General features: G+C 70.5%; 21 protein-coding genes. 7 read left to right on the top strand and 14 right to left on the bottom strand.

Going from position 1 to position 23419, the window contains the following annotated elements:
* From ACIRP2_RS35120 to ACIRP2_RS35095, 6 genes are all read right to left on the bottom strand, one after another.
* Nucleotides 1-1635: an FAD-dependent oxidoreductase gene (locus tag ACIRP2_RS35120; protein WP_404257554.1), complete on the bottom strand. Its 1635-nt coding sequence runs from the start codon at nt 1633-1635 to the stop codon at nt 1-3.
* A gap of 14 nt (nt 1636-1649) precedes the next feature.
* On the bottom strand, nt 1650-2822 hold the full coding sequence (locus tag ACIRP2_RS35115) for a substrate-binding domain-containing protein (protein WP_404257552.1): 1173 nt from the start codon (nt 2820-2822) through the stop codon (nt 1650-1652).
* 184 nt (nt 2823-3006) lie between these two features.
* Nucleotides 3007-4077, bottom strand: coding sequence for a LacI family DNA-binding transcriptional regulator (locus ACIRP2_RS35110; protein ID WP_404257550.1), 1071 nt, complete (start codon nt 4075-4077; stop codon nt 3007-3009).
* A 290-nt stretch (nt 4078-4367) separates the two neighbouring features.
* A complete protein-coding gene (locus tag ACIRP2_RS35105; protein WP_404257548.1) occupies nt 4368-5324 on the bottom strand; it encodes a PmoA family protein in 957 nt (318 codons plus the stop codon).
* Nucleotides 5325-5528: 204 nt separating this feature from the next.
* Complete coding sequence (locus tag ACIRP2_RS35100) at nt 5529-6908, bottom strand: FAD-binding oxidoreductase (RefSeq protein WP_404257546.1); 1380 nt, start codon at nt 6906-6908, stop codon at nt 5529-5531.
* A gap of 59 nt (nt 6909-6967) precedes the next feature.
* On the bottom strand, nt 6968-7933 hold the full coding sequence (locus ACIRP2_RS35095) for an antibiotic biosynthesis monooxygenase (RefSeq protein WP_404257544.1): 966 nt from the start codon (nt 7931-7933) through the stop codon (nt 6968-6970).
* A 78-nt stretch (nt 7934-8011) separates the two neighbouring features.
* On the opposite strand from ACIRP2_RS35095, the gene ACIRP2_RS35090 reads away from it, so the two are divergent.
* A complete protein-coding gene (locus tag ACIRP2_RS35090; protein WP_404257542.1) occupies nt 8012-8578 on the top strand; it encodes a nucleoside deaminase in 567 nt (188 codons plus the stop codon).
* Nucleotides 8579-8738: 160 nt separating this feature from the next.
* Here ACIRP2_RS35090 and ACIRP2_RS35085 read toward each other — a convergent pair whose 3' ends face one another.
* Nucleotides 8739-8930: a DUF6381 family protein gene (locus ACIRP2_RS35085; protein WP_404257540.1), complete on the bottom strand. Its 192-nt coding sequence runs from the start codon at nt 8928-8930 to the stop codon at nt 8739-8741.
* A 132-nt stretch (nt 8931-9062) separates the two neighbouring features.
* On the opposite strand from ACIRP2_RS35085, the gene ACIRP2_RS35080 reads away from it, so the two are divergent.
* Nucleotides 9063-9758, top strand: coding sequence for a ribonuclease H (locus ACIRP2_RS35080; protein ID WP_404257538.1), 696 nt, complete (start codon nt 9063-9065; stop codon nt 9756-9758).
* Between the two features lie 179 nt (nt 9759-9937).
* A complete protein-coding gene (locus tag ACIRP2_RS35075) occupies nt 9938-10669 on the top strand; it encodes a CDP-alcohol phosphatidyltransferase family protein (protein WP_404257536.1) in 732 nt (243 codons plus the stop codon).
* Here ACIRP2_RS35075 and ACIRP2_RS35070 read toward each other — a convergent pair.
* Nucleotides 10635-11084, bottom strand: coding sequence for an adenylyltransferase/cytidyltransferase family protein (locus tag ACIRP2_RS35070; protein WP_404257534.1), 450 nt, complete (start codon nt 11082-11084; stop codon nt 10635-10637). The genes ACIRP2_RS35075 and ACIRP2_RS35070 overlap by 35 nt on opposite strands.
* A gap of 211 nt (nt 11085-11295) precedes the next feature.
* Between ACIRP2_RS35070 and ACIRP2_RS35065 the strand changes: the two genes are divergently transcribed.
* The 3 genes from ACIRP2_RS35065 to ACIRP2_RS35055 are packed head-to-tail and all read left to right on the top strand — an operon-like array spanning nt 11296 to nt 15490.
* On the top strand, nt 11296-12561 hold the full coding sequence (locus ACIRP2_RS35065) for a glycosyltransferase (protein WP_404257532.1): 1266 nt from the start codon (nt 11296-11298) through the stop codon (nt 12559-12561).
* On the top strand, nt 12558-14249 hold the full coding sequence (locus tag ACIRP2_RS35060) for a lipopolysaccharide biosynthesis protein (protein WP_404257530.1): 1692 nt from the start codon (nt 12558-12560) through the stop codon (nt 14247-14249). The genes ACIRP2_RS35065 and ACIRP2_RS35060 overlap by 4 nt, the downstream gene beginning before the upstream one ends.
* Nucleotides 14246-15490 carry a hypothetical protein gene (locus ACIRP2_RS35055; RefSeq protein WP_404257528.1) on the top strand — a complete coding sequence of 415 codons (1245 nt, stop codon included), beginning with the start codon at nt 14246-14248 and terminating at the stop codon, nt 15488-15490. Before ACIRP2_RS35060 ends, ACIRP2_RS35055 begins: the two co-directional genes overlap by 4 nt.
* Here the strand turns inward: ACIRP2_RS35055 and ACIRP2_RS35050 are convergent.
* Nucleotides 15459-16973, bottom strand: coding sequence for a hypothetical protein (locus tag ACIRP2_RS35050; protein ID WP_404257526.1), 1515 nt, complete (start codon nt 16971-16973; stop codon nt 15459-15461). The two genes, ACIRP2_RS35055 and ACIRP2_RS35050, sit on opposite strands and share 32 nt — an antisense overlap.
* Nucleotides 16974-17078: 105 nt before the next feature.
* Between ACIRP2_RS35050 and ACIRP2_RS35045 the strand changes: the two genes are divergently transcribed.
* A complete protein-coding gene (locus tag ACIRP2_RS35045) occupies nt 17079-18248 on the top strand; it encodes a glycosyltransferase (RefSeq protein WP_404257524.1) in 1170 nt (389 codons plus the stop codon).
* Between the two features lies 1 nt (nt 18249).
* On the opposite strand, the gene ACIRP2_RS35040 is transcribed toward ACIRP2_RS35045, so the two are convergent.
* Genes ACIRP2_RS35040 through gmd form a run of 5 tightly spaced genes read right to left on the bottom strand, consistent with a single transcriptional unit; the run spans nt 18250 to nt 23339 of the window.
* Nucleotides 18250-19077, bottom strand: coding sequence for a glycosyltransferase family 2 protein (locus ACIRP2_RS35040; RefSeq protein WP_404257522.1), 828 nt, complete (start codon nt 19075-19077; stop codon nt 18250-18252).
* Nucleotides 19074-19763, bottom strand: coding sequence for a hypothetical protein (locus ACIRP2_RS35035; protein WP_404257520.1), 690 nt, complete (start codon nt 19761-19763; stop codon nt 19074-19076). The genes ACIRP2_RS35040 and ACIRP2_RS35035 overlap by 4 nt, the downstream gene beginning before the upstream one ends.
* On the bottom strand, nt 19760-22021 hold the full coding sequence (locus ACIRP2_RS35030) for a LamG-like jellyroll fold domain-containing protein (RefSeq protein ID WP_404257518.1): 2262 nt from the start codon (nt 22019-22021) through the stop codon (nt 19760-19762). Before ACIRP2_RS35030 ends, ACIRP2_RS35035 begins: the two co-directional genes overlap by 4 nt.
* Entirely contained in the window at nt 22018-22329 is a 312-nt protein-coding gene (locus tag ACIRP2_RS35025; protein WP_404257516.1) for a hypothetical protein, read from the bottom strand. Before ACIRP2_RS35025 ends, ACIRP2_RS35030 begins: the two co-directional genes overlap by 4 nt.
* Nucleotides 22326-23339 (bottom strand): GDP-mannose 4,6-dehydratase, encoded by a 1014-nt coding sequence (gene gmd / locus ACIRP2_RS35020; protein WP_404257514.1) that lies wholly within the window; start codon nt 23337-23339, stop codon nt 22326-22328. Before gmd ends, ACIRP2_RS35025 begins: the two co-directional genes overlap by 4 nt.
* Nucleotides 23340-23419 lie beyond the last annotated feature (80 nt).

The raw sequence follows: 23419 nt of genomic DNA, 5'->3' as shown, positions 1-23419 counted from the left end.
TCAGAGAGCGGCGTAGAGCGCCCCGGCACTGGTCACGGGTCCGGTGCGGAGCCGGTCCGGCCAGTCGAGTGCGAGGCCGAGCGATTCCCTCAACCGGCCCTGGAAGGAGGCGAGCCGGTGCTCGGCCCCGCGGACCGCGCGCGGCGGCAGCCGGTGCTCCAGGCAGTACGACACCAGCGCGCCGACGGCCTCGCCGATGGTCCACTGGCCCGCGTGCCCGCCGAGCGCGGGCGCGCTGAGATGTGTCGCACCGATGTTCCGCCCGGCCGGGAGAAGGTTCTCCACCCGTACCGGCAGCAGGGCGCCCAGCGGCAGCTGGAACGGAAGGCACTCCAGGTCCAGGCCCGCGCCGCCACTGTTCCCCGGGTGCAAGGTGATCCGGGAACGCAGGGTGCCCACGCTGTCCGTGAAGGTTTCGGCGCCCGGGGTCCCGGCCCGTGCGGCAGCGGTCAGATGGTGCTCCAGCAGGGTGAACTCGGCCCGGATGCGCCGCGATTCGCGTACATGCGGTGTCTTGGCGAACCCGTCGGCCGTGCCGGTGGCATCCGGCCGCAGGCGCAGCTCAGGATAGCCGTGCCCGCCGTCGTGCCGGGGCGCGCGTGTCTGCATCCAGTAGAGGAACGACAGCGCCTGCTCGCGGGCCTCCCGCTCGGCACGGGCGCGTACCTCGTCCCCGCGTCCGGCGAGCGGCAGTTGCGTGTAGGCCGTCTGCTCCCAGTCGACGAGGGTGATGTCGCTGTCGAAGGTGCCGGGCAGGTACCGGCTCCGGGCGAGCGCCCGCAGCCGGTGCCAGCGGTCGTTGGGCGGCGCGGCCCACGGCGGGACCTCGTCCGGCTCGTGCAGGAAGAGCGGCACGGAGCGGGCCGGGGCACCACCGGGTTCCCCGATGTCCCAGGAGAAGGAGTCGGACCATCGGTCGTAACCGGCGGGCCGGTCGACGGTGTGGTCCTCGCCGGGGCGGTGGTCGAGCGCGAAGACCCAGGAGACCGGCTGCTGGTCCAGCGGATCGTCGACGGCGGCCGCGTGCGGTTCACCGGTCTCCTCGCGGGACTCGGCACCGGTGACGTGTTCGACGCCGGCGAGGTCGAGCAGCTCGCCCAGGTCCGTCGCGTCGACGACGTACGGAGCGCCGACCGTCAGCAGCTCGCCGTCCGCTGCCTCCAGGGTGACCGCGGCCACCCGGTCCCCGGTCGTATGGGCCGCCACCGGGCGGTGGCGGAGCAGCAGGGTGAGCCGGCCCGAGGCGAGATGCGGGGTGAGCAGCTCCTGGACGACGGCGAGTGCGGCGCGCGGTTCGTGGCTGAGATGACCGGTGGTACTGAGCCCGGGGTTCAGCAGCGGGTCGGCGTACGGCTCCGGGCGCAGCGGGTAGTTGCGCCGGTAGAAGTCGCGTATCCGTTCGCGCAGATCGCGGTATCCGGGCGAGACGGGGTCCAGTTCGATGCGGTGGCCGTCGGCGAGCGGGACCGCCTGGGCGGTGAAAAGGCCGCCGGGCCAGTCGGTCGCCTCGGTGAGCACGACGCGGTGGCCGAACCGGGCGGCGGTCAGCGCGGCGGCGAGGCCACCGAGGCCGGCACCGACCACCAGGACGTCGGTCCCGAGTTCGCGGGTACGGGATGCGGGTGCGGCGGACACAGGAGTCTCCTTCCTCAGGGCCGACGGGCGGCGACGGTACGGAGCCGGACCGGCACGGACTCGCGCGTCCTGATCCGGACGGGGAGCACGATCTGCTCGGCGCTGCGGTACGGGTCCTCGCCCGCCGTGCGCTCCGCGATCCGGGTGACCAGTTGCTCGACCGCCCGGCTGCCGATCTCCCTGGCGGGCAGCCGGGCCGCGAAACTGGTGAGCGGCAGCAGATCGTAGGGGCCCACGTCGTCCATACCGGCCAGCACGATGTCGTCGGGCACGGCGATGCCGAGCGAGGCCAGATCGGAGGCGGCGGTGGCGACGGCGAAGCCGTGCGCGCACAACAGGGCGGTCGGCGGCTCGGGCGCGGCGAGCAGCTCGGACAGCCACTGCTTGCGGTCCTCCTCGGGCAGTGCCGTGTAGGAGCGCAGCGCGGTCAACTGGGGGAGCAGGGGCTGGTCATGGGCGCGCAGCGCCTGCTTGTGCCCGGTCATCCGGTCGTGGACGCTGGTGCACTGTGTCTCGCCCCAGAGCGTCGCAATGCGTTGGTGGCCGTCGGCCAGCAGGTGCTCGGTGACCCGGTAGCCGACGTCGTAGTTGTCGGCGGTGACGGCGTCGATCGCGAGGCCGGGAAAATACCGGTCCACCAGGACCATGGGGATGTGCAGACGCCGGATCTCGTCCAGCAGGTCGAGATCGGGCGCTCCCTGGACGGGGTAGAGGATGATTCCGTCGACCTGGTCCTCGACGGCCTGGCGCAGCGCCTGGTCCTGGCGGGCCACGGACGCGCTGTGGTCGGCGTGCCCCGTGTCCGTCATATGGATCACGGAGTCGGAGAAGAACAGCCGCAGCCCGCGGTCCGAACAGCCCGACTCGATCCCGCGCAGCACCTCGGACTGGTACGGGCCCTGGCCGCTGATGATGCAGGCGACCACACCGGACCGGTGCGCCGGGGAAGGTTCCGCGGGTCGGTCCGAGGGATCGGCGACGAAGGTGCCCAGCCCCCGGCGCCGTACCAGCAGCCCTTCCGCGACGAGGTCGTTGAGCGCCCGGACGGCGGTGGTGGAGCTGACGCCGAAACGCTCACGCAGTTGGTTCTGAGTGATGAACGGAGCACCGGCCTCGTACTCGTCGCGTGCCACCTCGGCCCGCAACTCATCCTTGATCCGCTGGTACTTGGGTCCTGACGTACCCATCCAGCCACCATCCTCCCGGATTTGACGCGTCAATCGCCGTTGATCACAGTGTGGCGGCGATTAACGCGTTATTTCAAGAGGGTTGCAGCGAAATGATCGGCAACTTGACGCGTAAAGCTGAGGAGTTGTCGGCTCAATGCATCAATTCAGTGGCCCGTCGGACGGGGCCCCGGGCGGTCATGCCTCAGTCGGCCGTGCGGGGCGGCGGCGCCGTGCTGGCCCGCACCACCAGGCGCGACGGCACGGCGAGCGTGCGCGGCGAAGCCGTCGCGTCGCCGAGGGCCAGCAGCAGCGCGCGGCGGCCGATCTCTTCGAGCGGCAGCCGCACCGTCGTCAACGCGGGCGTGACGTCGCAGGCCACCGGCAGATCGTCGAAACCGACGACGGAGACATCGGCGGGTACGCTCCGCCCGAGGTCGTCACGGAGCGCCGCCAGCGCCCCGAGCGCCATGGCGTCATTGAGCGCGAAGAGCGCGGTGATCCCCGGCGACCTGCGGAACAGCTGCACGGCCGCGGCCCGCCCGCCCTCCCGGGTGAAGTCGGCCTCCACACGATGGCGCTCCTGGACGGCGATGCCCAGTTCGGCCGCCCGCTCCAGGAAGCCGTGCAGCCGGTCCTGTACGGAGACCAGCGCCAGCGGTCCGCAGATGATGCCGATCTCCGTGTGCCCCAGCCGGGCGAGGTGTTCGGCCACCGCCCGGCCGCCCTCGCGGTTTCCCGGCACGATCGTGTCCACCGGAAGGTCCTGGTGCGCGACCGCGGTCACCCGGCCGCCCTGCGCCGCGAACGCCTCCAGCTCCTGGGTGAGCGCGGGGCTCCCGCCGGTGAAGCCCGAACCGGCGAGGACGACGGCACGGGCCCGCTGCGCCCGCAGCCGTGCCACGTACTCCGCCTGGAGTCCGGGCTCATGGAAGGTGCCGGCCAGCATCACGAGGAGCTTGTGGTCGCGGGCGACCTCCATGACACCGGCCGCGATGGCGGAGTAGTAGGCGTCGTTCACATCGTGGACGATCAGACCGACGATGGACGTCGTGGACTGCACGAGCGCGCGGGCCGGCGCGTTGGACACGTAGCGGAGCCGGGCGGCGGCCTCCAGGACGCGCTCCTGGAGCTCCTGGGTGACGTTGCGGTCGCTGTCGCTGAGAACGCGCGAAGCCGTGGCGAGAGAGACCCCGGCGTCCTGCGCGACCTGCTGGAGCGTCACGGCGGACGGCGGGCGGGGGCGGGCGGAACGTCGATTGACCTGGCTCTGCATGGGGATACGATAGCTGCACTGAAAGCGTTTTCCCATTACGTACGCAAGAGGAACCCGGGACCGGGACCGTCCTGCGGCCCCTCGGTCCGGCCCGCGCTCCATCGCGCCGGCCCGGTCGGCGACATCGTGACCGGGCGGCGGTGGACGGCATCACCGTGAAAGGCGGCGAAACCGACACCGTGCGGGGCCGCGCGCTCCAGCGCCCACGCCGTTCCGTCCGCCTCGTGACCCCGTGCCCTGATCTCGAAGGTACCGATCCCGAGCCCGGCCACTGCGGCGATCTCCCTGGTTCACCACGGGTGCTCCGCGAGGTGTTCGGCGATCCGCTCACGGTCCCATGCCCCGTCCGCGACGGTGACCCGGTAGCGGCGGGACAGGGTGTCGCCAGGGGCCAGCTCCAGTTCGTCGTGGAACGCGAAGGAGGGGGCGACGGCGGCGAAGGGCTCGTTGCGGACGAACCAGTGTGCCGGGTGGGTCCCGCCCTCTCCCGAGTGGTCGTTCTCCGGAGCGTGCCGGAAGATCAGTGTGGCGTGGCCGTCGGTGCCGTCGTGCTCGCCGATGTAGGCCAGCCACGGTGCCTGCGTCCCCATCAACTCCGGTCCCGAGCCGTCCGGCCCGAGGATCCGCCCGCCCCGGAAGGCGCGCGGCCCGCGCCAGAAGAGACCGGTGTATCCCGCCGCCTCCCGGCCGTGTGTCGTGGGGCTGCCGAAGTGCAGCGGCTCGGCGCGCCGATTGGTGATCGCGCTCGACCAGGTCAGCGTCCAACTCCCTCCGGTGCCTGCCGCACCGGTGCCGGATCCGGCGTGTTCCACGTCGTGCAGTTCGATGCGCCGCCGCTCGTCCGCCCAGTGCGTGCCGTCGTGGTGGCGCCAGCTCAGCCGCTCCGCGATGACCGCGCGTCCGGCTTCCGCCGCCACCTCGTCGAACCCGAGGTGTGCCATCGAACCGACCCGTTCGGGCAGCGGCAGGTAGTCCTGGCCGTGCACATAGGTGTTGCCTCCCCACAGGTTCTGCCCGGACAGATGGGAGGCCGTCATCTGGAGGCCCTTGTGCCAGCGGTGATCATTGGGCCGATAGTCCGTGACAACGTCATCGGCAAGTGTGCGCATGGGATGGGCGTACGGCTTCGGAGCCTCCCAGGCCGCCTCCGGGCGGTAGACATAGCTGATCAGGTCGATGCCGCGCCGCTCCTCCGTGACCGTGATCCGGTCGCCGTGGGCATGCGTGATGCGCAGTGGACTGCTCATGTCCCAAGTCTCCCGGGCAGGGGCTGGAAAGCGCTTACCGCAACCTAGGTCCTTCATCGGACGAACGTCAACAGGAAGGGAGCGGGCGGATGTGCCGCACGCTCGGTGCCCCACCGCGCCTTCCTCGCCTGTGAAATTCCGGGAAGGACCCCCAGCAGGGGGCCGGGGTGGGCGACCGGAGTCTTCCTCCGCCGACCGAGGACCTCAGGGCGTGAGGTAGGAGTGGAAGGCGCCCTCCGGGTCGTACCGGTCCCTCAGCTCCTGAAGCCGTCGCCAGTCGCGCGCCGTGTAGGACCGCTCCGCGCGGGTGGGGTCGGCGCGGAGGTCGGCCTCGGCGATGTAGTGGCCCGTCCCGAGGGGCGCCACGGCGCTCATCGTCTCGCGCAGCCAACGGGCGTTGATGTCATCCTCCGCGGGATCGTCCCAGACGGCGTACGGGACGACGTAGCTCGATCCGAGCACCGAGAACGCCATGCCGCGCAGCAGATCCGCGTCGTGCGACGCGGGTGATACGGGTGCCAGGACGAGTGATTTGTCGGAGGGGGCCCTCTCCATCGCGTCGCCGAGCGCGGACAGCAGCGTCCCGAGGTCGGAGTCGGACCACAGGGTGTCGGCCGCGTAGCGGTGATGCGCGGGCCACAGGTCGTCGGAGGCTTTGTAGAGGGCATTGAAGGATGTCGGTCGGTCCGTCTCGCGGAAGAGGGACCGATCGGCGAAGGGGCAGTTCCGGAGCGGCCCGAGATCCTGGACGGCCTGCTCGCGCGAATCCGCGAAGGCGGTGGCGGCGACGGTGATCACCTTCGGCCGCGGCCTCGCTCTCGTCATGTGCGGGGCGGCTGTTGCGAGTACGAGGGTCAATTCCACGGTCGGTTGAAGACCGTGTGCGGTTTCGACGGCCCAGTTCGTCACCTCATGGCGGTCTGCGAGGGGAAAGGCGAACGTGGTCGACATGATCGCTGCGGGAAGCCGGTTCAGGCGGAGGTGAAAACGGGTGACGACGGCGAAGAAACCCGGACCTGCTCCGCGCGCCGCCCAGAGCAGGTCGGGATTCTCGTCCCTGTTGCACCGGACCGTCCCGCCGTCCGCGGTCACGGCTTCGATTTCCTGGACGCTCCGACAGGCCGGCCCCAGGGCGCCGGAATTCCAGCCGAGACCCCCGCCGAGGAGATAACCGCCGACGGCGACCGAACCGCAATGCCCCGTGGGAAAGGAGAAGCCGCGCTCCGCGAGTTCCGGAGCGAGTGCGCTGCCGGTCACGGCGGGCTGCACCGCCGCCGTCGCGGAAGCCGTGTGGATGTCGCACCGCCGGAGCCGGGAGAGGTCGATGAGCAGGCCGTTGGAACGGACGGAAGAACCGCACCAGCTGTGCCCGCCCGCCCGCACCGCGATGCGGAGCCCGCGGCGACGAGCCAGCCCGATGGCCCCGGGAACATCCCGTTCCGAAGCGGCGCGGACGATCAGTTCCGGGAACCGCTCGGGCTTGCGCCCGTTCCACACCATGCCTGCCAGGATCGCGTCGTAGTCGGCGTCGCCGCGCTGGACGAGCTCCCCTTCGATCGCTCCGATCGGTTCTCTGTCGCGCATCGCGGAACTCCCGGACTCGCACGGGCTGCGGCCGTGGACGAAGCCGAAGCGCCCTGCTCCTAACCCGTGGTCAGGCCGAAGACGGTGACCAACACCAGGTAGCACACCGCAACCAGCGCGGCGCCCGCCACGTGGGCACGGACGGACCGCGCCCTGGCGGGCAGCAGCCAGAAGCCGAGCGCTCGGTTGACCAGCGGCATCAGCAACCAGGTCAGAATGCTCACACTCAGTACGTTGCTGATGAACAGAGCCAGATATCCGGGCACTCCCAGGTGGTCGAGCCACTCACCGACCGTCAGGTTCAGGATCATCACCGTCGGGTACAGGGCCAGAACCACGGACATGGCCTGTTTCCAGTTGGGCGGAGCCCCTTCCGCCGCCCCCTCACCGAAGCGGAACCAGGAGCCGAACGCCGATCCGATCTTGCGCACGTCGTAGGAACCGAAGTACTCGCGCCCTTCCGTCAGGAGCCTTTCGCGAGCCTCGGATCCCAGCCATTCGTCCAGGTGCTCGCGTGTGTCGAAACGGAAGGCGACCACCCAGCGGTCCTGAACTCCCTCCACCGGACTGAAGAGTTCCGACCCCATGAAACCAGGATGCCTCTCCTGTTCCTTGAGGATCTTCTCCTGCCAGTGCATGAAGTCCTGCTCGTGCCCCGGTCGCACGTCGTGCGACACGACCGCAGTGACGACGTCCTCCGTCGGCGTGCCACCGGAGAGCACCTCTTGCGTGGGGGGTCCGTCGAACAGCGGGCGGCCTTCGTCGAGGAGCTGCCGACGCGCGTTCGAGTCCAGCCACTCGGTCAGCTGCTCGACACGGGAGAATCGGAAAACGACGACCCACTCGCTCTCCTCGCCGGAGGCGGGCGGGTACAACTCCGTCCCCTGGAACCCGTCGAAGCCTCGCGCGACCTCGTTGGTCTTCTCCTGCCAGCGCTTGTAGTCCTCGTCCCGGCCGGCCCGGACCCTCTGGGAGATCACCACCGTTGCGCTGCCGCTGGGGTCACGGCTTGCACGGGTACTCATGCGGAGTAGTCTAGTTCTAAAAGGAGTTATCGGACAAATGGGGAAAAATTCCGCCTCGGTGAGCGGGAGGATCTTGAGATGGGACACAAGGAGTTCATGGCCGAAGCGGTTCGACTGGCCACCGAGGCCGTCGAGAACGGCTGGGGCGGACCGTTCGGTGCGGTGATCACCAACGACGGCGAGATCATCGCTCGCGGGCAGAATCGTGTCCTTCTCACAGCCGATCCGACCGCGCACGGTGAGGTGGAGGCCATCCGCAAGGCTGTACAGGTGCTCAATCCGGAGGCGCCCAGCATTTCCGAGGAGCACCAGAACGCGTACACCCTGAAACTGGTGCCTCGGCCGGAGGGTTCCCCCGACGTGGTGCCCGAGCGCGCTCGGATGCTGCAGGGATGCGCGATCTACACCAGCGGTGCCCCGTGCCCCATGTGCATGAGCGCCATCTACTGGTCCCGCATCAGTGCCGTTTACTACAGCTGTGACTGGAAGGCAACTCAGGACATCGGCTTCGACGACGTCTTCCAGTACGAAGACTTCGCGAAACCCCCGGACCGGCGGAGCATCACTCTCGAACAGCTCCACCCCGAGCTGGGGGCCACGTCCTACGAGGCGTGGGCGAACAAGGCGAACAAACACCCGTACTGAAGCGGCTCGGAACGCGAGGACGACGGCCGCATCGCCGATGTGCAGGGATGCCGGGGCCGGGCGGCCGACGGCTTGCCACTCACCCATGGAAGAGCGGCAAGACGTCGGCCGTTCGCGTGAGACAGGTACTGCGTGAGGCGGGTGCTACGCGCGGCAGGTGCTACTTGGGCGGGCGGATGTTGCCGCCACCCATCTTGCCCTGCTGCTCACTCTGCTCCTGCAGCTTCCGGGCCTTCTCCTGAAGCCGCTGACGCTGCTCAGGGTCGGTGGTGCGCTCCGCGGCCTCGGTCATGTGCCGGGCCTTGTCGCGCAGCTCCTGCGCACGGTCACCGGATTCACGTGCAACGCTCATCATCGCTCCTTGTGCGGTTGGGAAGAGCGGGCTCCATCAGAGAACCAGTGCCGTCGCGTCACCGCACCTCGAATCGTCACTCAGCGTCATGGCGTGCGGGAGGGGTGCTGCGGCGCTGGCATGATCAACGGCATGAACGAGAGCATCATCGCCGCGTGTGACGGGGCATCGAAGGGCAATCCGGGGCCTGCGGCCTGGGCGTGGGTCGTGGCCGACGCGCAGGGGCGTCCGGAGCGCTGGGAGGCGGGACCGTTGGGGACCGCCACCAACAATGTCGCCGAACTCACGGCATTGCGTGAGTTGTTGGAGTCCACGGACCCGTCCGTGCCGATCGAGGTGCGGATGGATTCGCAGTACGCGATGAACGCCGTGACCAAGTGGCTGCCCGGGTGGAAGCGCAACGGCTGGAAGACCTCGGCCGGCAAACCCGTGGCCAACCGTGACCTGGTGGCCGGGATCGACGCCCTCCTGACCGGCCGGACCGTGAACTTCGTCCACGTGCCCGCCCACCAGGTCGACGGCGACCCGCTCAACGCCCTTGCCGACCAGGCGGCCAGCGAGGCCGCGGTGGCACAGCGGCCGGCCGGTACCGCACACGGCTCCGAGCAGTTCCCGACGCCCGCCCCCGCGCGGGCGACCGAGGGGCGGGGCAGGAGCGCCCCGGTGAAGAGCGCGGGGAGCCCGACGCGTCCCGCACGCTCCGGCGGCACCATCCGGGCCAAGTTCGCCGGCCGCTGCCAGTGCGGAAAGCCTTATGCGGCACAGGAGATGATCGCCAAGAACACGAAGGGCTGGGGCCACCCGGAGTGCCGCACCGCGTCTGCCTGAGCCGTGGCCCCCGCCCTGGCCCGTACGGACGGTGAGGCCGGTTCGGGCCGGGCGGGGGCGCGGGCGGGGGCCGACGAGTGGCCACGCGAAGGGAGGCCCGCGTGCCATGATGCGGCTCCGGCGGCGGTGTCCGCGGCGCACCGCCGGCGCTGCCGAAATCGGGACACGCTGGGGGGCGTATGGAAAGCAGAGGCACGGTTCTGCGCGAGTTGCGCGGTGCGCAGAAGACGGCGAAGGGGGTGTCGCTGTACTCGCGATACGTGAACCGCCCGGCCGGGCGGGTGTTCGCTGCAGGAGCGTACCGGCTCGGACTGACGCCCAATCAGGTCACCCTGATCAGTGCGGCATTCACCTTCGCGGCCATCGCCTCGGTGGCACTCGTCCGGCCGTCCTGGGGGCTCGCGGCCACGGTGTACACCGGGCTGGTCGTCGGCTTCGCCCTCGATTCGGCCGACGGTCAACTGGCCAGGCTGACCGGCCGGGGCGGCCCGGACGGCGAGTGGCTGGACCACGTCGTGGACTGCGCCAAGATGATCCTCGTGCACACCGCTGTACTGATCTCGTTCCAGCGGTTCTCCGTTCTGCCGTCCGACGGCTGGCTGCTCCTGCCGCTGGGCTTCCTGTTCACCGCCGTGCTGACCTTCTGCGCGGGGCTGCTGCGCGAACAGCTGGGGAGGGCGGCCGCACGGCCCGCACCGGACGACGGCGCCCCGGCCCCGGTGTCCCGGGCGCGCGCCGTGGCACTGCTGCCCGCCGACTACGGGGTGTTCTGCCTGGTGTTCCTGCTGCTCGGTGACCGGACCGCGTTCCGCGTCGGCTATGCCGCGCTCGCCGCCGTGCACGCGCTGTTCCTCGTGGTGTTCCTCGCCAAGTGGTTCAGGGAGCTGAAAGCGCTCCGGGCTGCGGACTGACGAGGGAGTCCAGCACCCGGCGCAGCTGCGTGCTGGACGTGTGCACGGTGTACGGGAAGTAGACCACCTCGACGCCGACCTCGGCGAAGTCGTGCTCCAGTCGCCGGCCCCTCTCCGTGTCCCGCCAGTCGTCCCCCTTGAAGATGACGTCGAACCTGACTTGCTGCCAGGTCTCGATCTTGTCGGGCACGGTCTCGACGAACGCGGCATCCACATGGCGGACACTGCGTACGATCTCCAGCCGCTCCGGCAGCGGAATCACCGGCTTGTGGCCCTTGGCGAGTGCGGCCATCTCGTCCGAGACGACTCCTGCGACAAGGTAGTCGCACTGACTGCGGGCATGTCGCAGGATGTTGAGGTGCCCTATGTGGAACAGGTCGTAGACCCCCGGTGCGTAGCCGACCCTGTGCACCATCCGTTCTCTCCCCCCACGGTGAACGTGATGTCCGTGTCCCGGGGTGATTGTCCGGACATGGCATCCGGTGCCGCGGGATATCGGTATCGGTGTTGATGGTGCAACGACCTTACTGTGAAGACCACTTGCGCATCTCGTGAACGGATAAGCTCGCTTTTGGGGCTGTTCCTTGGGGGGAACACAGAAGGTTCCGGGGGGAAGGCGGGCGTCCATGTCAGATGCCGATCGTCACAAGCCGTTCGAGGGCCGCACGCTGCTGGTCGTCTCGACGAACTACGCGCCGGAACTGACGGGCATCGGCCCGTACGCCGCGCAGCTCGCCGAGCACTGGGCCGAGAGCGGGGCCGACACCCATGTACTGACCGGCATGCCGCACTACCCGTCCTGGCGGACCGACGCGGAGTACCGGGGTGTGTGGCGGGCCGTCGAGACGCGGGCCGGGGTCACCGTCCATCGGCGAAGACACTATGTACCGTCCCGTCAGACCGCCCTGCGCAGAGCCGTGTTCGAGGCCACGGTGCTCGGCCACGGGCTGCTGGCGCCGCCCGTCTCGCGTCCGCCGGACGCGGTGATCTCCCAGATGCCCAGCCTCGCGGGCGGGGTCGCCGGAGCCCGGCTGGCACGCCGCCACCGGGTCCCCTACATACCGGTCGTACAGGATCTGATGGGCGCGGCCGCCGCCCAGAGCGGAATCCGGGGAGGCGGCCGGGCGGCAGCCGTCGCCTCGGCGGCCGAACGGTACGCGCTGCGCGGTGCGGCCCTCGTCGGAGTCATCCACGAGACCTTCGTCCCGCGCGTCACCGCGTACGGCGTGGACCCCGGCCGCATCCGTACCGTCCCGAACTGGTCGCACGTCCGGGCCCCTTCGGCCGACCGCGCCGATACGCGGGCCAGGCTCGGCTGGAGCGAGGGCACTCCCGTGGTCCTGCACTCCGGGAACATGGGGCTCAAACAAGGGCTGGAGGTCCTCGTCGACGCGGCCCGGCTCGCGCCGGGGATCCGCGTCGTGCTGATGGGGGACGGGAACCAGCGCGAGGCGCTGCTGGGGCGCGCGGCGGGCCTGCGCAACCTGGATTTCCTGCCGCCGGCCGACGCCGACGAGTTCACGGACATCCTCGCCGCTGCCGATGTGCTCGCGGTGACGCAACGGGCGTCCGTGCTCGACATGAGCGTCCCGTCCAAACTGACCTCGTACTTCGTCTCGGGCCGCCCCGTCGTCGCCTCGGTCGCCGACGGGGGAGGGACGGCCCAGGAGGTGCAACGGTCCGGGGCCGGGATCCTCGTCGCGCCGGAGGACCCCGCCGCGCTGCTGTCGGCCGTGCGCAAGCTCGTCGAAGCACCGGCCGGGGCGGACGCGCTCGGGGCCAACGGGCCGCGGTACGTCGCACGCCATCTGAGCCGGGAGGCGGGCCTGGCCCGCTTCGACGCACTGCTCACCGAGGTCCTCGCCGACACACAAGGGAGACCACACCGATGACCCAGCCCATCCGCGCCCTGGAGGACCAGGACGAACCCGCCCTGTTGCGGGACCAGTTCCGCCAACTCCTGCGCTACCGGGCACTGCTCGCCTCCGGCGTGCTCCTCGGGCTGCTCGGCGGCGGCTGGCTCGCCCTGAGCGGCGAGGACAGCTACACGTCGACGGGCGAGGTGGTCGTCCGCTCCGCCGCCTCGGACCCGTTCGCCGCGGGCGCCTCCGCCGACAAGGGCATCAACATCGGCTCGGAGCGGCAGACCGCGGTCAGCGACACCGTGGGCACCCTGGCCGTCGGCTCCCTGGCCCGGCACGGCGACCGCGTGGACGTCGGAGCACTGCTGTCCGGCCTCCAGGTCACGAACCCGCCGAACACTCTCGTGCTCCGCTTCTCGTACACGGGCCGCACCCCCGCCCTGGCGAAGGCGCGGGCCGAGGCGCTCGCCGACGCCTATCTGGAGATCCGCAGACAGCGCACCGAGGACAGCATCGCCAACATGGTCGACGGCTACCGCGCCCAGCTGGTCCCGCTCACCGAGCAGCGGGACCAGCTGGCGGAGCAGCCCGTCGGCAGCAACGACGTGGCCGGCGCACGGGCCAACCTCGTGGTCTCGATCTCCGAACTCAGCAGAAAGATCTCGGAGTTGCGTGCCCTGGACACCACTCCTGGCTATCTGACGAAGAGGCCCGTGGCGCCCACGAAGCCCACCGGCGCGGGGCTTGAGCTGCTGCTGGGACTCGGCGGAGTCGTCGGGCTGGCGCTGGGGCTGCTGCTGTCCTGGGTACGCCTGGTCTTCGACCCGGCCGTGCGCTCCACCCGGGAACTGGTCCGTTCCCTCGGTGCCCCGCTGCTCGGCACCCTGCCCAGGGAGCGGGCGGCCGCGGGCACGCTGCTCGCCATCGGGCGGAGCGGGAGCCGGCTGGCGGAGGAGTACCGGGCGGTCGCCTTCCGGCTCGCCTACGACCCGTCGTTCGCCCAGCGCCGCAGACTCCTGGTCACGGCCCCGCGCGGCGACGGCACCGCCGCGGCCGACGCGGCGGTCAATCTGGCCGCGGCCTTCGCCGAGATGGGACGCGACGTACTCCTGGTCGAAGCCGATCTGCGCACCCCCTCACTGGCCAGGGATCTCGGCCCGGCCGTGCAGGGCGCCCGGCCACGCTGGGCGACGGAGGGAGAGCGGGCCTGGCCGTCGGACAGCCGGATGAACGTGGACGTACCCGGATCGGGCGCCTTCACCCTGATAGCGGGCCGTCGCACGGACAACGTGCCGCGCGCCCTCACCTCGGCGCCCGTCGGGCGGATCGTCGCCGAGGGCGACCGGCCGGACGCCGTCGTCATCGTGCTCGCCCCGCCCGTGCTGTCGTACGCCGACGCCGTCGCGCTGATCGACCGGGTGGAGGGTGTCGTCGTGGTCTGCGACCCGCGCGAGGTGCACCGCAGCGACCTGGAAAGGATCCGCGAGATCATCGAGGCGGCCGGTGGAACGGTGCTCGGCGCCCTGCTGCATCCCGGCCGCGGCCGGCACGAGCGCAGGGCCCGCAAGAAGGCGCGCAAGCGCCGCGCGGGCGGTGGCCGGTCCGGCTCCGCGCCCGGCCGGGGCGACGGGGACGGCCACGGTGACGCCGGGCATCACGACGACCCGGCGCAGACGCTGGGCCTGCGCACCTTCGACTCCACCGCGGGACACAGATGAAGGCACGTACCGCGATCGTCTGCTCGGTCGCGGACCAGGGCGTGGCGGCCCTCACCAACATCCTGGTACTGGTGGCGGCCGCCAGGCTCTCCACCGTGGCCGACTTCGCCCGCTTCTCGGCTGTCTACCTCGTCTTCACGGTGCTCCTGGGCGTCTTCGGCGCCTACACCGGGCAGCCGCTCGTGCTGCGGCGGGGCGAACGGGACGAGGTGGGCGGCGCGTGCCGGTCGGCGGTCGCCTTCACCCTGCTCGCCGCGTCCGCGCTCGGCGCCCTGCTCGTCGCCGTCTGCCTGCCGCTCCCGGGGGCCACGCCACGCGCCCTGATGGCGCTGGGACTCGTTCTGCCGGTGGTCCTCGGACAGGACACCATGCGCTACGCCTTCTCCACCCTGCAGCTTCCGCACCTGGCACTGGGCGGCGACGTACTCAGACTGGCGTGCGTCCTGGGCGTGTTGGCCATGCAGCCCTACGGTGCCCCGGCCGCTCGACTCGTCACCGTGTGGGGGCTGTCCGCACTGCCCGCCCTGCTGCTGTCGGCCGTCCTGCTGCACCGCAGGGTGGCCGGTACACCGCTGCGGCCGAAGGTCCTGCTGCGAAAGGGGCATCTGGGGCGGCGCTTCGTGGTGGAATTCGGGGTCGGCAACGCCACCGGCCAACTCTCCGTGCTCGGACTCGGTGCGGTCGGCAACCCGCTGGTGGTCGGCGCCCTGCGCGGCGCGACCACACTCTTCGGGCCGCTGAACGTGCTGTTCACCTCGGCCACCGGCTTCGGCCCGCCGCTGCTCGGACGGCTTTCCTGCGAACGGCGCCGGGTACGCGCCACGGCCACGCTCGCCGCCGTACTGGCACTGACCGCGGGGGCCTGGGCCACCGCACTCGCGCTGCTGCCCGACGGGGTCGGCCGCCACCTGCTCGGCGACACCTGGCCCACGGCGGCCGCCCTGCTCCCGGCGACCGGCAGCCAGTACGCGGCCATGGCCATCGGGACCTGCGGACTGCTCGCGCTCCGCATGCTCGACCCGCGCACCACTCTCTCCATCCAGGTGGTCTTCTCGTTCGCCGCCGTCGCCTTCCTCACCTGCGGCTACGCGCTCGGCGGGGTGCCGGGCGCGGCCTGGGGCCTGTGCCTGGGGTCCGTCTGCAAGGCGGTGGCCACGTGGGCCCGGGTGGCCCGGCTGAGCCGCCGCACCGTGGACGGCCGGGCGCCCGTCAGCGCGGGCGCCATCCGTTCCGGCTCCTGAAACTGGTGACCAGCAGCAGACAGAGGGCCGCGATCGCCAGCTTCCCGACGGACTGCAACAGCGGTCCGCGCAACAGGATGAAGGTGTACCCGGCGATCAGCGGCGCGGTGACGGCCAGGACGCTGCCGGGGCCCGGACCGTCCCGGGAGACGGCGAGCGCGTATCGCCGGTCGGTGCGCGCCGCGGCGTACCCGATCAGTGCGAACGCGCCGACCATGCCCGGGGCGCCGAAGTCGACCCAGAGCTCGGTCCACAGCGGCGCCGACAGGTTGGTCATGTTCATCCCCATCCACTGGCCGACGCGCACCCCCGTGTCCTCCGGCTTGCCGCTCCACACCGACCGGGGCACGAAGAACAACGCGGAGCCCGTCAGTTGACGCCCATAGGTGTGGCCCCGGGTGTCGACCCAGGTGACGGTGTTGGCGAACATCACCGCCTGGTCGTAGTCCTTGATGGCCAGCGGCTCGAAGACCGACGACGAGTCCACCGGCCGGTACCCGGCGCTGTCGTAGCGGAACCGGTCCGCGTACGGGAACAGCACCAACGCCCCGACCACTCCCGTGACCAGCACCGAGCGGTACATCGCGGCGCTGCTCGGGAACGCGGTGAACAGGAGCGAGACCAGTACGGTGACGAACCAGTAACGAGCATTGGAAACAGGGTTGTTGACGATGACGTTGAGGACCAGCAACGCACACCAGACGAGCACCGTCGAGGGGGAACGCCGGGCCCTGCGCGAGGTCACCAGCCGACGGGTCCAGAAGAGCAGCCCGAGCAGCGCGGGTACCGTACCGAAGCCCTTGAGGAAGGCCGACCCCACATTGGACTGGTCCGACACCACGCCGCTGGCCGCGACCGAGGCGCTGATCTCCTGGCGACTGGTGAAGAAGACGGCGGGCCCGCCGAGCTTCACGATGTAATAGCCGCTCGCCGCGAAGGCCAGCACCACCAACAGCCTGAGCCGTATCCGGTGAGCCGTTGCCGGACCGCTCCCGGAGCGTGCGGTGGCCCGGCGGCGCAGCGGGCGCCGGGACGCCAGCAGCGCCCCGAGGTCGAACGCCGCACACCCCACCAGGACCAGCGCGATGGCCGTGACCAGATCCGACCGCGGCCCGACCATCGGTGTCGGGGTCTGCCCGATGACCACCTGCGCGAACGGCGCCACCCCCATCGCGATGTACACGAACATCCAGAAGACGCCCTGCAGCAGGCGGCGCCGGGTGGACAGGATCATCGTGGCGAGCCGGGCCCCCGCATAGCAGGTCAGCGCGAGTTGCAGCCAGTACGCGGTGTCGCGGACGCCGGTGCCCGGCTGCGCGGCGATCACCGCGGGCAGGAAGCAGACCAGGCCGAGGATGAGCGGCACGGCGAGGGCGCGCGACAGCATGGCCCACGCCAGGGGCTTCGCCGGCGGCTGGACCGGTCCTTGTCGGCCGTGCTCCGGTACGGGGGCGGACGGCGCCGCCTCGTGCACAGACGTCATCTGCCCCCCGCTCCGTGGATCCATGAACACTCTAACGAATCAACCCACTTGGGGGGTTTGGATGACTATTCTGTAAAAGACCGGCCGAGGCTGAGGGGGACTCTGGTGAAGATCCTGCATGTCGTCACACTGCACACTCCGGACCACGCGTTCGGCGGCCCGACCAGGGTGGCGCTCAACCTGTCGAGGGTCCAGCGTGCCGGCGGCGACGACGCCCGCATCATGGCGCTGGGTGACGGCTTCGAGGGGCGGCTGCCGCGCGAGGTCGAGGGAGTCCCGGTCCATCTCTTCCAGGCACGTCATCTGCTCCCCATGTTCGAGGTCAGCGGAATCACCTCCGGCGCGCTGCTGCTCGCCGCCCGGCGCATGATGCGCGGCGCCGATCTCGTCCATGTCCATCTCATGCGCGACCTGGTGACGCTCCCGGCCGCGCTGCTCGCGCTGGCCTCCCGCACGCCCCTGGTGGTCCAGACCCACGGCATGGTGGACCCGACCGAGAAGCGGGTCGCCCAGCTGACCGATCTGCTGGGCGTACGCAAGGTGCTGCGTGAAGCCGACGCCGTACTGCATCTGACCGAGAGGGAACGCCTCGATGTGAACGCCGTCGCCGCCCCTGTGCCGTTGACCCGCACCGTACGGCTGGTCAACGGCGTGAGGCCGCAGGAGCCCAGGCCCGCCCGCGCGCCGGGGCGGCCGCCGACGGTCCTCTTCCTGGGCCGGATCCAGGAGCGCAAGCGCCCGCAGGACTTCGTCGCCGCGATGCCGACGGTCCTGGCCGAGCACCCGGACGCCCGGTTCCTGCTCGCCGGTCCCGACACCGGAGCCCTGCCAGGGACCCTGGAACTCGCCCGCGAACTCGGGGTGATGGACTCGCTCCACCACATGGGACCGCTCGGCCACGAAGAGGTTCTGGCCGCGGACGGGGAGGCCGATGTGTACGTACTGCCGTCGATCGAGGAACCCCTGGCCGTCTCCGTCCTCGAAGCGATGTCCGTCGGCACCCCCGTGGTCATCACCCGCACCAGTGGCCTCGGCCCCGATGTTGCCGAGGCCGGGGCCGGCCGGGTGATCGACAGCCGGGTCGGCGAGGACGGGGAGAACGCCCTCAAGGTCGCCCGCGCGGTGCTGGAACTCCTCGAACCCGAGGCCAACGCACAGGCCGGCAAGGCCGCCTGGGACCTGGTCAATGAGCACTTCACCATCGATGTCGTGACCCGGACCCTCCGGCGGACCTACGAGGACGTGGTCCGCCGGAGAGGCCGTCGGCCGGCCTGAGTCACACGACCTTTCCCTCACGGGACTTGAGTGCGATCTGCCAGCGGTAGAAGCTCATCGCCAGGGCGAAGTCGAGCCCCGCCCGCCCGTCGAGGAAGCCCCGCCGGTACACGTACATGTATACGAACGACACCAGGGGCTTGAAGGGGGCCTTGTGGAACAGCTGCCCCTGGCGGGACTTCACCTTGCGCACCTGCTCCTTGACCTCCGGGTGATGTTCCAGCCATGCCTCCCAGTCCGAGTACCGGTTGTGCCGCTCGAACCAGGCCGTGACCGGGTCGAGGTCCTGATGCTCGATCGGATGGCGGAGCGAGCCGACCGACTCGGCGACCGGCTGGTAGTGGCCCTCGACCTCGCCGATGCCGGGCGCCTCCAGATCACCCACCTCCGGGTAGTGACAGCGGGTGCGATCGGTCAGCGACCGCTTGCGGATGGTGTAACCGTGCCGCAGCCGCTTCCCGGAGAACCAGTAGCCCAGCGGTATGTCGTACGCCGCCGGTCCCGGCGCCCCGGGATCGGCGAAGATCTGCCGCAGTTCGGCCAGCAGACCCGGACTGAGCCGCTCGTCCCCGTCGAGCAGCAGAATCCAGTCCAGGTCCGTGCGGACATGGTCCAGGCACCACTGCTTCTTGCGCGGATGACCGCCGTCCCAGGTGTACGTGATCACCTCGGCCCCGCACTCCTCGGCGATCTTCGCCGTGTCGTCCGTACTGTGCGAGTCGACGACGACCACCGCCTCGAAGTGGCCGAGCACCGACGTGACCGCCTCGGCGATGTTGAGTCCCTCGTTCTTCGTGGGGATCGCCACGGCTATCGGCAGCTTGCTCATCCGAGGTCTCCTTCCGGCAGCCAGGCGTAGCAGCCTGTGGAGGTGAAGGCGCGGGCCGCCTTCGGGACGGTGATCCCGGACCGCTTCCCGGAGGATCCCGACGCCAGGGTCCTTCCGTTCGCCCCGGTGATCCGCCAGGTGCAGCCCTCGGTGGGAGTGACGTCGTGGTAGCGGCCGGGTCGGATCCGCTCGTCCTCGTACGTGCCGTCGGCGTACCCCCGCGAGGCCTCCCGCACCAGGTCGCCGTGGTGGGGGCAGAGGTGCGCGACAGCGGGCTCCGCGTCGGCGATCTCGCCCGTCACGATCGCGCCGACCGCCGTGTCCCGGTCGACCTTCACCAGGTACGTGAGCCTGTCGCAGGTCTCCTGACCGGTCTGGAGCACCGCCGCCGGATCCATTCCGCGGGGTACCCGGTCGACGAGGTACTCCTTCTGCTTCTTGGTGAAGGTGCCGGTGGCCGGTGTGAGTTCATCGGTGGGCAGCCTGGGCGGTTCGCTCGTGCGCCGGGCCGGGGGGCCAGGGGACGCGGTGGTCCCGGGACCGGCCGGGGAGGCGGCGACGGGGGTCCGGCCGGCCGAGGGCCCGGCGCCGGTCGCCCCCTCGTGCCCCTCGGAGGACGAGCCGCAGGCGGTCAGCGCCGCCGTCAGTACGACGACGGCGGCACCGGCCCGGAGCGGATGCCTCATCCACCCGTCCTCAGGGCGTAGTGGGCACTGACCTGAGAGCTGCTCAGCGCGGTCGGGTAGACGGCGGTCTCGTCGATCTGCCCCGCGAAGAAGTTGCTCGTCGGCCGGCTCGGCCAGTTGTTCAGGTTGTCCCCGCCGACCCGCCAGTAGCCGCTGTACGCCTCGTTGGCGGTGTAGAGGGCGCTGGAGGCGCGGAGCTGCCCGTCCACGTACAGGGCCATGCCGCCGGTGCCCTGGGTGGCGACGACATGGTGCCAGGCGCCGTTGTTGTAGGCGGCGGGAGTGGTGATGGTCCTGGTGCCGCCGCTGTGGACACCGAAGACCAGCCGCCCGTCGTCGCGCATGTACACGTGCTTGTCGTACTTGGTGCTGTTCTGCATGGTCACGTTGCCGAAGCCGATGATCTTCCCTCCCTTGGTGGTCGTCGTTCTGATCCAGGTCTCGACGGAGAATCTGGTGGGCTGCGGGTGAAGCTTGTTGCTGTAGGCGTACTGGTTCGTTCCGTTGAAGCCGATCGCGGTGGAGGGCCCCGCGATCGCAGCCGGAGTCTGCCGGTAGGCGGGGGAGTTGCGCAGGAACCCGTTGTCCCGTCCGCCGCCGGTGTCGGCCGCGAAGGTCGAGGAGCCTTCGTCGTACCGCCAGTACAGCGACGCGCCGTCGGCCATCACCCGGGCGGGGTACTTCTCGGCGGCGGACGCCACGGTGGCGGAGAGAGCGGGCGACTTGGCGCTGGTGTTGGTGCCGTCGCTCGCGCTGATCCGGTACGAGTGGGTCTCGCCCGGGGCGACGGCGGTATCGGTCCACCTCAGCTGCGGCCGGTCCCAGAACAGCGAGTATCCGGTCGTGGTGTGCACGGGGGTGCTCGCACCGTCCTTGTAGATCCGATAGGTGAGTTCCCCGTCGTCGGCGTCGAAGCTCGCCTGCCAGTTGACCTCCACCTTGCCGGGGGCGACCGTGGACAGGCTGACGTTGGGCACCCAGGGCGCCCCGGTGTCCGGACCGTCGGCGAACCGCGTCAGGCCCTGCTGCCGGGCGCCGTTGACTGTGGTGAACTCGCCGCCCACCCACAGGTAGTGATGGCCGCCCTTGTCGGCCTGAGCCATCACCCTCGGCCCGACCGGCTCCCCGATGCCGTCATTGGTGTCCGGGAACCACGGGAGCAGTTTCGGATCGCCGACCGACTGGGCCAGCAGGTGCCTGCGCGGCTGGTCCGGGAACTCGCCCATGCTGGAGCAGTCGTGCGCGTGACTCCCGCTGTACAGAACCCCGTTGTGCACCAGGACGGCCTGTGTGGCACCCAGGCAGGTGTCCCGCCAGCGCTGCTCGAAGTTGCTGAGGTTCAGCGCGATACGGCCGTCGAAGACACCGCCTCCGGTGCCCTCGTTGGCGGTGTAGAAACCGGTGGCGTCCGTGGCCAGGTCCTGCACCGTGGAGGTGTTCGGAATGAAGCCGGCCGGGTAGCTCTTGGTGACGGCCCCGGTGGTGGCGTCCACGACGGCCAGCGCGTGCGACGTGGTGCCGTTGACGGTGAAGAAGTCGCCGCCGAGCAGTACGTGCTTGCCGTCGGGCGTCAGTTCCAGGGCCCGGCCCACCTCGTCGGTGTCGGCCTTCCACGGCTTCAGCGCGGCGCCGGTGGTGACCGCGGCGAACTTTTTCCGGGTCTGCCCCGCCACGCTGTTGAAGTCGCCGCCCAGATAGACGGTGTCCGCCGTGACGGCCAGCGCCCGCACCGTCGCGGAGACGGAGAGCTTGAAGTCCTGGCGCGGGGTGCAGGTCGCGGTGTCGATCGCGGCGACATTGCTCACCCCGACCCCGCTCACCGCCCCGAACTGCCCGCCGACGTACAGGGTCTTCTGGTCCGGGGAGAGGGCGAGCGCCCGTACGGTCGCTGTGCCCGACGACAGCGTGAACGACAGGCTGCAGCCGGTCGGCGCACCGGTCGCGGCGTCGAACGCGGCGAAGTTCACCGCGGGCTGTTCGGAGGTACCGGCGCCCGCGCCCGGCGGCCGGACGGTGGAGAAGGTGCCGCCGGTGTAGACGACACCGGCGTCCGACGCGGCCATCGACCAGACGATGCCGTTGGTCTGCCAGGTGGTGAGATCGTCCGCGGTCAGCGAGACCGGCGGGGTGAGGGCCGCGGCGGGGGAGCCCCCGGACGCGGCGGAGGTCAGTGCTCCGGCGAGCAGGCAGAGCGCGGCGCCCGCGGCCCGTGTCCGGCCGTGCCCGGTGGGTCTGCGCCCCGTACTTCCGTTCATCATTCAGCTCCGAAGGTGAGAACGAGCTGCGGCCGGGAGGCCGCGGTTCCTGCCTCGTCCGGCCGGCGGCGAAGACGCTCCGTCCCGCTGCCGACGAGGGCGAGTGAGTGGTCCGGGACCGGGGTCCGGACCGGTGCGGACGCGCTCGGATCCACCGGACGGCCGATGGAGGAGACCGAGGAGGCGCCCGTGATGTTCCCCGGCACGGTCGTGGGGTGCGACAGCCGGGTGCTGTGGGGGAGCGCCGAACCGGGCCACACGACGGTGACCGGCGCGGCGGTGCCGCGGTGGAGGACGGCCGTACGGTTCATCGGTCCACCCGCACGGCCGCTCCGGCGAGTTGGTCGGACAGCTGGCGGATGTCCGCCTCGACCATGATCGTGGCGAGCTCCCGCGCCCTCACCGCAGGTTTCCAGCCGAGGAGTTCCTCGGCCTTGGCCGCGTCACCGATCAGCGCGTCTACCTCGCTGGGGCGCTCGTACTTGGGGTCGTGACGCACGTGCTCCCGCCAGTCCAGTCCCGCGTGGGTGAAGGCGTACTCCAGGAACTGCCGGACGCTGACCCCCTCGCCGGTCGCCACCACGTAGTCGTCCGGACCGTCGCACTGCAGCATCCGCCACATCGCGTCGACGTATTCGGGTGCGTAGCCCCAGTCGCGCACGGCGTCGAGGTTGCCCAGGTGGAGGTGGGTCTGGAGGCCCGCCTTGATCCTGGCCACCCCACGCGTGATCTTCCGGGTCACGAAGGTCTCGCCGCGGCGTGGGGACTCGTGGTTGAAGAGGATCCCGTTGACCGCGAACATCCCGTACGCCTCACGGTAGTTGACGGTCGACCAGTACGAGTAGACCTTGGCGACGCTGTACGGGCTGCGCGGATGGAACGGGGTCTTCTCGTTCTGCGGCGGCGGGGTCGCTCCGAACATCTCCGAGGACGACGCCTGATAGACACGGGTGTCGATTCCGCTCGCCCGGACGGCCTCCAGCAGCCGGATGGTGCCCAGCCCCGTGATGTCGCCGGTGTACAGCGGTGCGTCGAACGAGACCCGGACGTGCGACTGCGCACCGAGGTTGTAGACCTCGTCGGGCCGGATGTCACGCAGCAGGTTCACCAGTGCGACCCCGTCGGCGAGGTCGGCGTGATGCAGCACGAAGGATCTGTTCGCCTCCTCCGGGCCCTGGTAGATGTGATCGATCCGCTCGGTGTTGAAGCTCGACGAGCGGCGGATCAGCCCATGGACCGTGTACCCCTTGTCGAGCAGCAGCTCGGACAGATACGAACCGTCCTGTCCGGTCACGCCGGTGATGAGCGCGGTCTTCGCCACGCCTCCCCCCTCCTGTGGTCGCCTGAAAGGCTGTTGGTACCAGCCGAAATATCGGGAATCGAGTGATCTGCGGCAAAACA

Origin of the sequence: Streptomyces sp. NPDC101194 (genome assembly GCF_044767885.1) — a bacterium.
In the GTDB taxonomy this organism is placed as follows: domain Bacteria; phylum Actinomycetota; class Actinomycetes; order Streptomycetales; family Streptomycetaceae; genus Streptomyces.
Note: the sequence above shows the minus strand (reverse complement) of the source record. Positions and strands in the feature narration are given on the sequence as shown.

Excerpts from the sequence above, each read along its gene's own strand:
- ACIRP2_RS35115 (WP_404257552.1), bottom strand. The coding sequence starts at position 2,822 with ATGGGTACGTCAGGACCCAAGTACCAGCGGATCAAGGATGAGTTGCGG.
- ACIRP2_RS35110 (WP_404257550.1), bottom strand. The coding sequence starts at position 4,077 with ATGCAGAGCCAGGTCAATCGACGTTCCGCCCGCCCCCGCCCGCCGTCC.
- ACIRP2_RS35105 (WP_404257548.1), bottom strand. The coding sequence starts at position 5,324 with ATGAGCAGTCCACTGCGCATCACGCATGCCCACGGCGACCGGATCACG.
- ACIRP2_RS35100 (WP_404257546.1), bottom strand. The coding sequence starts at position 6,908 with ATGCGCGACAGAGAACCGATCGGAGCGATCGAAGGGGAGCTCGTCCAG.
- ACIRP2_RS35095 (WP_404257544.1), bottom strand. The coding sequence starts at position 7,933 with ATGAGTACCCGTGCAAGCCGTGACCCCAGCGGCAGCGCAACGGTGGTG.
- ACIRP2_RS35090 (WP_404257542.1), top strand. The coding sequence starts at position 8,012 with ATGGGACACAAGGAGTTCATGGCCGAAGCGGTTCGACTGGCCACCGAG.
- ACIRP2_RS35085 (WP_404257540.1), bottom strand. The coding sequence starts at position 8,930 with ATGAGCGTTGCACGTGAATCCGGTGACCGTGCGCAGGAGCTGCGCGAC.
- ACIRP2_RS35080 (WP_404257538.1), top strand. The coding sequence starts at position 9,063 with ATGAACGAGAGCATCATCGCCGCGTGTGACGGGGCATCGAAGGGCAAT.
- ACIRP2_RS35075 (WP_404257536.1), top strand. The coding sequence starts at position 9,938 with ATGGAAAGCAGAGGCACGGTTCTGCGCGAGTTGCGCGGTGCGCAGAAG.
- ACIRP2_RS35070 (WP_404257534.1), bottom strand. The coding sequence starts at position 11,084 with ATGGTGCACAGGGTCGGCTACGCACCGGGGGTCTACGACCTGTTCCAC.
- ACIRP2_RS35065 (WP_404257532.1), top strand. The coding sequence starts at position 11,296 with ATGTCAGATGCCGATCGTCACAAGCCGTTCGAGGGCCGCACGCTGCTG.
- ACIRP2_RS35060 (WP_404257530.1), top strand. The coding sequence starts at position 12,558 with ATGACCCAGCCCATCCGCGCCCTGGAGGACCAGGACGAACCCGCCCTG.
- ACIRP2_RS35055 (WP_404257528.1), top strand. The coding sequence starts at position 14,246 with ATGAAGGCACGTACCGCGATCGTCTGCTCGGTCGCGGACCAGGGCGTG.
- ACIRP2_RS35050 (WP_404257526.1), bottom strand. The coding sequence starts at position 16,973 with ATGACGTCTGTGCACGAGGCGGCGCCGTCCGCCCCCGTACCGGAGCAC.
- ACIRP2_RS35040 (WP_404257522.1), bottom strand. The coding sequence starts at position 19,077 with ATGAGCAAGCTGCCGATAGCCGTGGCGATCCCCACGAAGAACGAGGGA.
- ACIRP2_RS35035 (WP_404257520.1), bottom strand. The coding sequence starts at position 19,763 with ATGAGGCATCCGCTCCGGGCCGGTGCCGCCGTCGTCGTACTGACGGCG.
- ACIRP2_RS35030 (WP_404257518.1), bottom strand. The coding sequence starts at position 22,021 with ATGATGAACGGAAGTACGGGGCGCAGACCCACCGGGCACGGCCGGACA.
- ACIRP2_RS35025 (WP_404257516.1), bottom strand. The coding sequence starts at position 22,329 with ATGAACCGTACGGCCGTCCTCCACCGCGGCACCGCCGCGCCGGTCACC.